The organism is Pseudomonas farsensis (genome assembly GCF_014268805.2).
Classification (GTDB): Bacteria; Pseudomonadota; Gammaproteobacteria; order Pseudomonadales; family Pseudomonadaceae; genus Aquipseudomonas; species Aquipseudomonas farsensis.
This window is the reverse complement of sequence record NZ_JABWRF020000001.1, coordinates 1,615,033-1,626,534: the sequence shown is the minus strand read 5'-3', so window position 1 is coordinate 1,626,534 and position 11,502 is coordinate 1,615,033. Positions and strand designations below refer to the sequence as shown.

Genomic DNA, 11,502 nt, shown 5'->3' with positions numbered 1-11,502 from the left:
GGTCGGGATACCTGATCGGCAATAAAAAGGTGCTTTGACACCCCCGCCCGCACACCTCGTAGCTCTCAGCAGCACTTACTCTACTGGACTGAGTTTAATGGCAATTTCCTTTAGGCCGTCTTTCAAAGATTTTTCAAGCTTGGCATCATTAGATTTTCCAAGATCCGCAAAAATCTCATACTTGATCTCATTATCAGCGTTCAGCCATCGGATACTAGTAAACCTAGTATTTCCACGCGTCGCCACAGCCTCTTTTATCAAGGGACTGCCACGCTCTTGCTTCTTCACATAATCATCATCAAAAATTATTACTTTCTGAGTCAACGGCACTTTATAATCGCTTTCATAGCTAACCAAATAGCTGTTCGCACACAAATATACAGACATCACACCATTCAATCCCCCTCCTTTTTTCTCCACGCCAGAGGGCGCCTGATTCTCAAGCTTACAACCCAGTTTCTCGATCATCGTCCTAGAAGGAGACTCTAGAACCACTTGTTCATTCCGCCTCCCAGACTCAAATTTTGCCTTAGATACCGCTTCATTAAATTGTTCAAAAGTTGGGAACTCAGGTGCTTTAACCGACCTTGCGCTTACCGAAGAGCGCATAGCCTCGAGGCGCTTCTCAAACCTTGCGTTGCCGGTAAGCGGCTCAATCTCTAACTTAGCAAAAGCAAACGATGGAACAAAAACAAACAGCACAACAAACAGCACAACAAACAACTTATTTCTCATATCACCACTCCGACAAGTTACAGGACGTAGCCTCGGTACTCTTACATGGCGTTACATGAGCTATACTTTGCGGCGTCCATCCATTCTCACAGATCTCCTCCGTCAGATATTTATTATCGCTCTCTTTATCTTGCATACCCGCCCAGTGGGTACCCTCCACATACCAACCACTATTACCGCAAAACCCGCAGCCTGCGTACGAGCGGCCAGTCAACGTTTCCTCGGCCTCGAAGAAACGATACTCACCAGTAAGCTCGTTGGTTTGCATCGAGTCTGTAGCCAACATCCACATTTGTATAGGATCCCAACTGACCGACTCATTGAAACCAGCCACACAGTTCGCGCGGGAAAACATCCCAACACCTGCCTGTAAATTTCCACAGAACACCATCGCAACCACAAAATAAAAGTATACTAATCCGCCCTTCATACTTGAACCCCCATACACAGCAACTATCAGTTCACCACAGAATTCACTTTCTCATATACCTGGAACCGCAGCCATTAAGTCCGCTGGCGCAACGACTAATCAGACCTCCAAGGCAACGCTTTCCAAGGGTGCCTTCCAATACCTTTCGCGCACCGCACGCGCACATTGAAACGTATCGGAATACCTTTTTTTCAGAAGAACAATTTTTCAAATTATTTCAATGACGTAGACGCCGCCGAAAACCACAATTTAACCAGATCAGAAATTACACTCAGTTGGAAACCTGATGACCTACATATATATTCGGATGGATTTTAATTTTTATCTCGCTTTGCCCGCGATAGCCGCTGACTACAAGCCGCTAAATAAGAATTTCGCTAACCTTGGAGGTAAGCCGCTACACCCTCTGTGACGGTACTCCATCCTCGTCTGCAACGTGATCCGCCCTTATCGCTGAGAGCCTAGCGCAGTCGTCGCGGCGAGCGGTCTTGCCCCGCGTTGGGCTGCAAAGCAGCCCTGAATACTCAATTGTCGGCATAGATCTCGCAATAGAGCTGTGCGAGGGCTGCTTCGCAGCCCAACGCGGGGCAAGCCCGCTCGCCACAAACAGCACGTTTGCCACAGGGGGATGTATGGGCCTGAGATTGGGCACAGCCTACCCCTCCCAAGCCCGGTCCGGATCCTTCGGCTTGCGCTCGCCGTGCCCTCGCGCAGCTTTCTGCGCGGTGGAATCATGGCCCGTACCGGTAGAGCCGTCCGGGCGCCGGGCGTCGTTGTCTCGCTCCTGCTCACCTTGTGTGTCTGGTTTCTGGTCTGGCTTGCTCATGGTGCCCTCCTACCCTTTGCTGTGTTCTGGCGACGTCGGCCCGGTGCCGCGCTTGATGCCGCGTGGCCCTGCGATGCCCCAGATACCCAGGCCGACCACAGGCAACGCAACCAGCACCAACGCCCACATGATCTTGGTAGCGTCGGACTTGTCACTGCGAAACACGCTGACAATTGCCCACACATCGATCAACAAAATGATCACCACCAGGGCGATCCAGAAATACGTCACGGGTTCATTCATGCTCTTTGCTCCTGCTCAGGGGTTTTGCCTCTGTCATTAGAGGAAGCCACCGCTCTGCACAAAGTTCAGCGCAACTGCCCATGGGTCATCTGCCGCCACCCATCTGCACTGAACCATTGCCCCGAATCCCACGTCCATCGCAAAACAACTCGCGAGAACGCACCATGGCGCCGGCACCCGTACTGCAAACACTCGACTACCTCAAAGCCAACAAACTGCTGCTGACCACCGCAGAATCCTGCACCGCCGGCAGCATGGTCGCGCTGCTGGCGCAGGTGCCCGGCACCGGTGAGGTGCTTGAGAGTGGCTATGTGGTGTACGCCCCCAGCGCCAAGCAGCGCCTGCTCGGAGTCAGCCCGGTCACCATCGAGCGATACGGCCTGACCAGCGAGGCGGTGGCGTGGGAGATGGCGCTGGGCGCGCTAAAGGACAGCCAGGCAACGGTTGCCATTGCCACAACAGGCGTCTCCGGGCCTGCGCCCGAAGGTGGCGTGGCGCCGGGCACCCTGTGTTTTGCCTGGGCATTCGCCGGGGAGCCACTGGCGGTGTTTACTCGCACTCAGCGGTTTTTTGGCACACGCGAAGAAGTCATGCACCAAGGTGCACTGTACGGGCTAGGCAAGCTTGCCCATTACCACCAGCGCTGGCTGCGCGGTGAACGGGCGTGATGCAGCGGTAGTCACAAGGCCAGGGGATTGCGCATCCCCCGGCACGGGATTGACTCAGGCGTCATCCGTGGTGGTAGAGAATTTCCTCACATCCACCGGTGGCGCCACGAACTCCGGGCCCTGCCCTGATGGGCGCCAACGCACATTGGCTAAACCATAGCGCTCGGCCATGGGCCGGCTGACCTTTTTGATCTTGTGCTGACCGAACCTGGGAATGATCCCCACCCCGGCGTCACAACTTGCCCAATGCCAGGCTTCGGCATTGTCCATGCGCTCCAGCCGGATGATGAAAGTCCGGAATTCCCCATGTAGCTCGTACTCGATCACATACAGTTGCTGTCCCGCCATCGGACTCTCCTCCATCGATTCACGGTCAATGGAGCAGGCGTGTGCAGAAAAAATTCACTTAATTTGACCAATCGGTCATACGGCATTTTGCCACCGCGGGTTCTTGCCCGGGCGACTGCGCACCAGACGCCTGCCGGTGATCATCCTTTTTGAACCTTGCTGTTTGCACCCAACTCCACCCTAGGCAACCGTGATTTCAACCCAGCCCGCAGAGGTGCTTCATGAATGCTATCGAACTGCTGACCAACGACCACAAGCTGGTGAAGAAACTGCTCGAAGAATTGTCGGCCACTACCGAGCGCGCCGTAAAGAAACGCGCCGAGTTGCTGCAGCGTATCGAGCAGGAAGTGCGCATTCACACGCAACTTGAAGAAGAGATCCTGTACCCGGCGATCAAACAGGCCGGTGGCAAGGAAGAAGCCAAGATGTACTACGAAGCCAAGGAAGAACACCGCACCGTCGATTCGCTGGTGATGCCGGACCTGCTGGAAACTGACACGGGCACCGTGGAATTTGCCGGCCGCGTCAAGGTAATGAAGGAGCTGCTCGAACACCATATCGAGGAAGAGGAAAGCGAGTTGTTCCCAACGGCCCGCAAGCTGTTGGGCAAGGACGCGCTGGAGGCAATGGGCCAGGCCATGGAGGCGCAGAAAAAACTGCTCAAGGGCGAGCAACGCGCCGCCTGAGCCAACCCTGAATGCCGCCCACCGAGGAGCCGATCATGGCCGACCCCAAGCACCCCGACCCGTATGTTGATGACGTCCCGCAAGACCCTGGTGAGCCTGTGCCCAAACCTGCGCCTGAAACAGAAGCACCGGAGTGGCCCGAGGGCCAGGTGCCGCCTGAAGAGCAGTCGGATGGTTGATCGCTAGGGTCTCAAGGCTGGTGCACGCCTGTTCGGGCCTCATCGCAGGCTGTCGCCAGCTCCTACAGGCGTTGAGCCAGACGCCGATATCGCACTGACGCGGTCTCTGTGGGAGCTGGCGACAGCCTGCGATGAGGCCTGGACAGTATTGATCAGCCTCCGATGCCAAATACAGCAGCGTTCTACAGGCTGTCCACCAACTGCAGGCTGTCACGCCCGCTGCGCTTGGAGGCATACAGCAGCACGTCGCCCTGTTCGATCAACGCAGCCAGGCTTGCCGGAGGACGGTCGAACAGGTTGGCGCCAATACTCAAGGTCACAGGTTCCGGCGTAATACAGGTTTGCGCCGCCAACTGCTGGAATTGGCGGCGCAAGGTGGTTGCCAGCGCCTCGATCTGCACCCGCGAAGCACCGCCAACCAAGATTACGAACTCATCACCCCCCAGCCGCGCAGCAATCGCCCGCTCCGGCAACAGGCTGCGAATCATCTCGCTCAAGGCAATCAGCAAGCGGTCCCCCGCAGGGTGGCCGTGATAGTCGTTGACCAGTTTGAAATGGTCGATATCGATCAGCAACAATGCCCCCGGGCTTACCGGGGTCACCGTGGCAAGCAGGCTGGGCGCCCGGACTTCAAGGGCGCGGCGGTTGTACAGCGCGGTCAGCGGGTCACGCGCTGCCAAACGCTCGATACGCTCCTCGCGGCGGTAACGCACAGTGCCGGTCATCGACAGCGCGATCAGCATGATCGCCATGGCCCCTTCGACCAGCGATATCTGGATGATCAGCCCGCGGAACGCCATCAAATCTATGAAGGTGCCAGGCACCAGCGGTGGCAAGGTCTTGGCCAGGTAAAACGAGCCGTGCAACAGCAACACATAGCGCAACTGCACTGCCCCCACGCTTAGCGACTTGCCATGCGGGCGCAAAAGCACACTGGCATGCAGCGTCAACAGCGCCACCAGCAGCGAGTTGACCACCAGAAACGTCTTCGACCACTGCGCCCAGTCCGGCAGCAGCAACAAACCGCCCCATGCGGGTATCGCCAGGTACCAGGCCCTGGACAAGCGCGTCTCGGTAAACCTTGAAACGCCCAGCAGAAACAGCCAATGGGCGCACACCAACATGCCGTTGGCAAACCAGATACCGATGAACAAATAGCCGCTGCCACGCATCAGCGCCAGGCTTGATCCGATGCTGATAGTGGCAAAACCTGCGCTCCAGCACAGCAGCGAAGGCTCGCGCACACTGCCCCACTCAACGGCCAGGTACAAAGCTGCAGCGGCCGCCAGGGCGATAGTGAGCGTGAGCATGGTGAAAGCGTCGAACGCCATGGAAAGAGCTGCCTGTAACGTTTGGTGCGGTGGGTGATTGTAAGCGCTGGGAGGGATTTTAGCTGCGCCGAATGATATCTAAATGATGGCACCCCGTCGGGAAACCTATTCACTCGAGTGCGCGGGCGCGACAGCATACCGGGGAATGTGCGCAAAGCCAGTGCTGGCGCGCTGTGGGTGAGAAATAAACCGGCGACAGGGCCTGCACACGCGGTCAGGGCAGCATGGCCATCTGCTCTTGCATCAGCAGCACCAGTGCACCCTCTTCCAACGGGTGGCTAAGGAGGAAGCCCTGCACTTCATGGCACTGGTCGTCGTTTAGCAGCGCCAACTGCTCGACAGTCTCCACACCTTCAGCGGTGACCGTCATGCCCATGGCGTTACCCAGGTTGATGATGGCCTGCACCACACTGCGGTCGCTGGCGCTGCGGCCCAGCGACTGGATGAAGCGCTTGTCGATCTTGATACTGTCGAACGGGTAAGTGCGCAGGTAGCCAAGCGAGGAATAACCCGTGCCGAAGTCGTCCATGTTCAGCCGCACGCCCAGTTCCTTGAGCGCATTCATGGTATGCAAGGCGCCCTCGACGTCGTTGAGCATGACCCCTTCGGTGATTTCCAGCTCCAGGCGGTGCGCCGGCAGCCCGCTGGCACGCAGGGCATCAGCCACATCACGGACCACATCGCTGCGGCTGAACTGCGCAGGCGACATGTTCACCGACACGGTCACCGCCAGCGGCCAGTGACGGGCGCTGGTGCAGGCATCAAGCAGCACCTGGTTGCCTAGCAGCACGATCAGGTCGGACTCCTCAGCCAAGCCGATGAACTGGTCAGGCCGCATCAGGCCATGCTGGGGGTGCTGCCAGCGCACCAGAGCCTCGACCGACGCCACCTGCACGCCATCGACGCTATAGCGGGGCTGAAAGTGCAGCACCAGTTCGCCACGGTCGATGCCCTCGCGCAGTTCGCGCTCAAGGGTACGTTTTTCCAGCACTGCCGCGTTGAGCTGCGCCGAGAAATAGCGCCAGGTGTGCTTGCCGGCCTGTTTGGCGCTGAGCAAGGCGACGTCTGCATAGCGAATCAGGTCACTGGCGGGGCCTGGGTAGTCGGATGCAAGGACCACGCCAACGCTGACGCCAATGCGCACTGTATGGCCCTCGACCAGCATGGGTTGCTCCAGCGCCTGTACCAGGCGGGCGCAAAAGCGGTCGACTTCAGGCTGCTTTCCTGGGCGGGCCAGTACCACGATGAACTCATCACCGCCAAGACGCGCGACCAGGTCGCAGTCGCGGGTGATGCGCCCCAGGCGGCCGGCCACTTCGATCAGCACCGCGTCGCCCGCTGGGTGACCGAGGCTGTCGTTGATCGGCTTGAAGTTGTCCAGGTCGAGCATCAGCAAAGCTTTGGCGTTTTCACTGCTTTCAAGGTAACGGAACAGTTTGTTGCGATTGGGCAGGCCGGTCAGGGCGTCGTGCAGCGACAAATGCTGGATCTGCGCATGGGCGGCCACTTCGTCGGTGATGTCACTGCTGGTGCCGCGATAGCCGTGGCAACGCCCGTCGCGCAGGATAGCCCGCGCCGAAAGGCGACAGATACGCTGCTGGCCTAGGTGGTCGTGGTATTGGCAACGCAGGCTACCGGTGGCAGCGGTGGCGGCAAGGCCCTGCAGCCAGTGCTCAATCTTGCCGGTGTCGCAATCGAGCAGCTCGGTAACCGGCTGGCCTAGCCAGGCCGTTACCTGCAGCCCGGTAAGCTCGCTGAAGCGGTCGGACAAATAGCTTACGCGCAGCTCGGCGTCGGTTTCCCAGATCCAGTCCGAGGCAGCCTCGGCTACCGCCTTGAAACGCTCCTCGCTGATTTGCAGGGCGCTGCGCGACAATGCCAACTGCTGGTGGCTGCGGTCGATCTCGCCGCTGGTGCGCATGGCCTGGCGGGCGATGAGCGCGACGAACACCAGCATCAGCAGCACGCCGAGCACCAGCGGTGGCAGCACCGTGCGCAGCAACTGCGTACCCGGCGCCTCGATATACCAGGTGAGCACATGGCCGCTGCCTTCGAGCGCCAGCATGCCCTGCCCGTCCCCGGTCGGCGGGCTGGCACTGGTGGCAAAGCCTGACAACCCCGCACTGCGCCCTAGCGATTCGAGCAAGCTGGCATCGAGCACCCGCACGAACACCAGCACCGCCCGCGAGCCGGGCAGATGGTGCGGCTGCGAGGGCGCGCGGATTACCGCTGCTGTGAACAGCGACGGCTGGCCGGCAAACAGCATGTACCCAGAGCTGGCCTGGTCCCGCTGGCCAGCCTTGTGCGCCAGTTCGACAATACGGCCGCTGTTGGCACTGTAGTGGGCAAGGGGTTGGTCGGTCAGTTGACCATCGACCATCGCGTAATGGGTGCCCTCGTCGTCGAGCACGAACACGCCTTGATAGCCGTCATCGCGGTAAAGGCTGGCGCCGATATTGTCCTCATCGTAGGCCCAGCGGGTATCGACCGTGCCGCTGAGGTGATCGTAGGCCGCTTGCCAGAAGGCATGGGTAAGGAGGAAGGTGCGCTCGTTCTTCTGCAACTGCGCCAAGGCGGATTCTGCATGGAAGCGGCTTTGCGCTGCTTCACGCTCATCCAGCCCTTGGGCAATGCGTAAAAAGGCCAGCAAGCCGATCAATAAAGCCAGCCCCAGCAGGCCGACAAAGGCCAGGGTCAGCCTGCGTACGACCTGGTTACGACTTTTGCGGGGCGGCTCGAGGCCGCTGTAGGTCGCTGCGTCCATTCAGTCACCATGGAGTCCGAGGGTTCCATTCTGGTGGACAGGTGTGCGGGAGCAGGGTTCAAGCAGATACGGGCAGCGCCCGCGCTGGCAAGAACCCAGCCCAATCGGGGTTGCTCAGTCTTCCAGCGGTTTGGGCGGCGCCGCAGGTTTGGCCGGTTTCGCAGGCTTGCTGTCCTTGGCCTTGCTCTTAGGTTCGGCCGGTGCTGCAGCCACCGGCTCTGGCGTGGTGACTGCCTGCTCGCTGGCGGGCAGTGCGTCAACGGCCTTGAAGATCACCTGCGGGTCGAGCTTCTCGCCACTGTCGTCATCCTTAAGCACATGACGCTCGCCGTCCTTGCCCACCAGAATCACCTTGGTGCCCTTGCTTGCCCCAAGCTTCAGCTCGCGGATCAACGCCATGGTGGTTTGCTGCTCAAGGTTCTTGTCTTCGCGCTTGCCCATCATTTGCGCAACGCTATAAAGCACCAGCCCGCGCTCTTTGAAACCAGCCTCGGTGGCCGGGTCTTTGATCGCTGCCTCCAGGCCGCGCAGGGTCGGGTCGGCGCTGCTGGGCGCAATCACCACCAGCGGCCGTGCCTTGCCCTGCTCTTTGGCCAAGGGCGCATCGCTGTCGGCGGCAAGCAACGGGCCGGCGCAAGCGAACAGAGTGGCGAGTGTCAGTGACCTGACGAGCATGGGCATCTCCTTTTCATTTCTTAATACTACGGGCCTTGGCGAAAGGTCCGACACGCAAGCCCTACATTACCGAAAGCATAGTCCAACGCCATGTTTTAACAGGCCCGGCGATTTCTGTCGGAGGTCGCGCGGGACACATGGCGACGTTCAGGCCCGTTGCTCTGATTCGCCAATGCCCATCTGGTTCCTTGGCCCAGGGCAATTTGCCCAGCGTCCTCAGAACAACGGCAACTGCTGATCGACCAAGGCGCTGAAGTCATCGCCCACAAACGGCAGGATGCCATCGGCCACCGGCTGCAACTGCCGGCTCAGGTAATGCTGGTGATCGATCGGCGACTGCAGGTTTTCCAGCGGTTCCGGGCCGCTGGTGGTGATCAGGTAGCTGATCCAGCCGCCGTTCTGGTACTGCCGCGGGCGGCCGAGGCGGGCGTTGTACTCGTCGGCTAGCCGCGCTGCACGTACATGCGGCGGAACGTTGCGCTGGTAGTCGGCGAGCGGGCGGCGCAGGCGCTTGCGGTACACCAGTAGCGCATCGTGTTCGCCGGCCAGCAGGCCGCGTACGGTATCGCACACATAATCGCGGTACGGCTGGTTGCGGAACACCCGGCCGTACAGTTCCTGCTGGAACTGCCGGGCCAGCGGCGACCAGTCGGTGCGCACTGACTCCAGGCCCTTGTAGACCATGTCCTCAGTGCCGTCTTCGCGCTGCACCAGCCCTGCGTAGCGCTTCTTGCTGCCCTCGTCGGTGCCACGAATGGTCGGCATCAGAAAACGCCGGTAATGGGTCTCGAACTGCAGCTCAAGCGCGCACGCAAGGCCCATGGTTTGTTGCAGATGGTGCGCCCACCACTGGTTGACCTCAGCCACCAGTTCCCGGCCAATGCGTGCAGCATCGGCTTCGGCGTGGGCGCCCTTGAGCCAGACGAAGGTGGAGTCGGTATCGCCGTAGATCACGTCGTAGCCACGCGCTTCGATCAGCAGACGGGTCTGGTGCATGATCTGGTGGCCGCGCATGGTGATCGAGGACGCCAGGCGCGGGTCGAAAAACCGGCAGCCGCTTGAACCAAGCACGCCATAGAAGGCATTCATGATGATTTTCAGCGCCTGCGACAGCGGCGCGTTGCCCGCCCGCTTGGCCGCCTCGCGCCCTTGCCATACGCGCTCGACAATGGCCGGCAGGCAATGATCGCTGCGCGAGAAACGGCCACCGCGAAAACCTTCGACCGAATGGGCATCGTCCGGCTGGCGCAGGCCCTGCACCAGGCCCACCGGGTCGATCAGAAAGGTGCGGATGATCGAGGGGTACAGGCTTTTGTAGTCCAGCACCAGCACCGAGTCGTAAAGCCCTGGCCGTGAATCCATCACAAAGCCACCAGGGCTGGCCTCGTCCGGGCGGCTGCCCAGGTTGGGGGCGACAAAGCCCAGGCGATGCATTGGCGGTATATAAAGGTGGCAGAACGCCGCCACCGAACCGCCGCTGCGGTCTACCGGCAGGCCCGTGACGCTTGCGCGCTCCAGCAGGAACTCCAGCAGCCGGGTATGGGCGAAGATCCGCGTGACCAGCTCGCAGTCCTTGATGTTGTAACGCGCTAGTGCCGGCTTGTCCTCGGCGAACTGGCGGTTGATTTCATCCATGCGCTGGTACGGGGTCGATATAGCCTTGCCCTCCCCCAGCAACTGCCGCGCCACGCTCTCCAAGCTGAACGAGGGGAAGCTCCAGGTGGCCGAGCGCAGCGCCTCGATACCATCGATCAGCAGCCGCCCTGGCGCCTCAGCAAAAAAGTGCTTGCCGCTGCCGTGCTCGCGCAGGTGCAGCGGCGCGCCGCCACGGCCCAGGTAAAGCGGCACATTGAGGCGCTTGGCATGCTCGTGCAGCAGGCGCAGGTCAAACTGCACCAGGTTCCAGCCGATGATCGCGTCCGGGTCGTGCAGTGCCAGCCAGTGGTTCAGGCCCTCGATCAACCCTGTGCGGCTGGCACAGTAGTGCAGGTCGAAGTCCACTTCGGCGTCATCGCCGTTGGCCGGGCCAAGCATGTACACCGTGCGCTGGCCGCAGCCTTGCAGGCCGATGCTGTACAGCTCGCCGCGCTCGCTGGTTTCGATATCCAGGGACACCAGCCGCAGCGGCGGGCGGTAGTGTGGATCGGGCTTGAGCTGCGCGTCGCACAGCGTGCCCTGCTCGTCGCTGCGGCCACTGAACTGCACGGGCGCGGTGATGAAACGCTCCATCAGGTAGCGTTCCGGCGGGCGTATATCGGCCTCGAAAACCTCGACCCCGGCCGCCCGCAGGCGTTTTTCAATAGCGATCATCTGCCGGTGCTGCTGGCAGTAAAGGCCGAGCACCGGGCGCTGATCGAAATCGCGCAACTGCAGCGGGTGCAGTTCGACGCCCTGCTCGCCCGCCAGCAGTAAGCGGGCGTGCTCGGCCTGCACAGCCGGGATGAAGGCGACCGAGGTCTGCGCAGGCAAGCGCAGACGGCGCGGCCCCTGGTCGGTAGCCAGCCAGAATTCCACGCAGGTGCCTTCGGGGGTGTCGTGCCAATGGCGGGTCAGGACGAAGCCCTGTTGAAGCTGCACTGCGTGAACCTCTGAGAGGGAAAAGTGACCGGTTGCAGTG

Annotated in this window: 10 protein-coding genes; 3 read left to right on the top strand and 7 right to left on the bottom strand. The window is 60.4% G+C overall.

What is annotated here, in order from left to right; translation table 11 throughout:
- Positions 1-75: 75 nt before the first annotated feature.
- Together HU719_RS07465 and HU719_RS07460 are read right to left on the bottom strand one after the other, a co-directional pair.
- Positions 76-735, bottom strand: coding sequence for a hypothetical protein (locus HU719_RS07465; protein ID WP_186536371.1), 660 nt, complete (start codon positions 733-735; stop codon positions 76-78).
- Between the two features lie 1,265 nt (positions 736-2,000).
- On the bottom strand, positions 2,001-2,234 hold the full coding sequence (locus tag HU719_RS07460) for a PLD nuclease N-terminal domain-containing protein (RefSeq protein WP_186536370.1): 234 nt from the start codon (positions 2,232-2,234) through the stop codon (positions 2,001-2,003).
- A gap of 164 nt (positions 2,235-2,398) precedes the next feature.
- On the opposite strand from HU719_RS07460, the gene HU719_RS07455 reads away from it, so the two are divergent.
- The gene (locus HU719_RS07455; protein ID WP_186536369.1) at positions 2,399-2,902 is read left to right on the top strand and encodes a CinA family protein; all 504 of its coding nucleotides are present in this window, start codon (positions 2,399-2,401) and stop codon (positions 2,900-2,902) included.
- Positions 2,903-2,956: 54 nt separating this feature from the next.
- On the opposite strand, the gene HU719_RS07450 is transcribed toward HU719_RS07455, so the two are convergent.
- Positions 2,957-3,250 (bottom strand): DUF6555 family protein, encoded by a 294-nt coding sequence (locus tag HU719_RS07450; RefSeq protein WP_186536368.1) that lies wholly within the window; start codon positions 3,248-3,250, stop codon positions 2,957-2,959.
- A 221-nt stretch (positions 3,251-3,471) separates the two neighbouring features.
- Here HU719_RS07450 and HU719_RS07445 point away from each other — a divergent pair, with 221 nt between their 5' ends.
- Positions 3,472-3,936: a PA2171 family ribosome-binding persister protein gene (locus HU719_RS07445; protein ID WP_186536367.1), complete on the top strand. Its 465-nt coding sequence runs from the start codon at positions 3,472-3,474 to the stop codon at positions 3,934-3,936.
- 35 nt (positions 3,937-3,971) lie between these two features.
- The gene (locus tag HU719_RS07440; protein ID WP_186519561.1) at positions 3,972-4,115 is read left to right on the top strand and encodes a hypothetical protein; all 144 of its coding nucleotides are present in this window, start codon (positions 3,972-3,974) and stop codon (positions 4,113-4,115) included.
- Between the two features lie 182 nt (positions 4,116-4,297).
- On the opposite strand, the gene HU719_RS07435 is transcribed toward HU719_RS07440, so the two are convergent.
- The 4 genes from HU719_RS07435 to HU719_RS07420 form a co-directional block, all read right to left on the bottom strand.
- Positions 4,298-5,446, bottom strand: a complete 1,149-nt coding sequence (locus tag HU719_RS07435) for a GGDEF domain-containing protein (protein ID WP_186536366.1) — start codon at positions 5,444-5,446, stop codon at positions 4,298-4,300.
- Positions 5,447-5,660: 214 nt separating this feature from the next.
- Positions 5,661-8,210 (bottom strand): bifunctional diguanylate cyclase/phosphodiesterase, encoded by a 2,550-nt coding sequence (locus HU719_RS07430; protein WP_186536365.1) that lies wholly within the window; start codon positions 8,208-8,210, stop codon positions 5,661-5,663.
- A 114-nt stretch (positions 8,211-8,324) separates the two neighbouring features.
- Positions 8,325-8,885, bottom strand: coding sequence for a DUF4174 domain-containing protein (locus tag HU719_RS07425; RefSeq protein WP_186536363.1), 561 nt, complete (start codon positions 8,883-8,885; stop codon positions 8,325-8,327).
- 216 nt (positions 8,886-9,101) lie between these two features.
- Complete coding sequence (locus HU719_RS07420) at positions 9,102-11,462, bottom strand: DNA polymerase II (RefSeq protein WP_186536361.1); 2,361 nt, start codon at positions 11,460-11,462, stop codon at positions 9,102-9,104.
- Between the last annotated feature and the right edge of the window lie 40 nt (positions 11,463-11,502).

Bases quoted from the DNA above. Each gene is read 5' to 3' on its own strand.
- HU719_RS07445 (WP_186536367.1), top strand. From the start codon at position 3,472: ATGAATGCTATCGAACTGCTGACCAACGACCACAAGCTGGTGAAGAAA.
- HU719_RS07465 (WP_186536371.1), bottom strand. From the start codon at position 735: ATGAGAAATAAGTTGTTTGTTGTGCTGTTTGTTGTGCTGTTTGTTTTT.
- HU719_RS07425 (WP_186536363.1), bottom strand. From the start codon at position 8,885: ATGCTCGTCAGGTCACTGACACTCGCCACTCTGTTCGCTTGCGCCGGC.
- HU719_RS07460 (WP_186536370.1), bottom strand. From the start codon at position 2,234: ATGAATGAACCCGTGACGTATTTCTGGATCGCCCTGGTGGTGATCATT.
- HU719_RS07430 (WP_186536365.1), bottom strand. From the start codon at position 8,210: ATGGACGCAGCGACCTACAGCGGCCTCGAGCCGCCCCGCAAAAGTCGT.
- HU719_RS07455 (WP_186536369.1), top strand. From the start codon at position 2,399: ATGGCGCCGGCACCCGTACTGCAAACACTCGACTACCTCAAAGCCAAC.
- HU719_RS07435 (WP_186536366.1), bottom strand. From the start codon at position 5,446: ATGGCGTTCGACGCTTTCACCATGCTCACGCTCACTATCGCCCTGGCG.
- HU719_RS07440 (WP_186519561.1), top strand. From the start codon at position 3,972: ATGGCCGACCCCAAGCACCCCGACCCGTATGTTGATGACGTCCCGCAA.
- HU719_RS07450 (WP_186536368.1), bottom strand. From the start codon at position 3,250: ATGGCGGGACAGCAACTGTATGTGATCGAGTACGAGCTACATGGGGAA.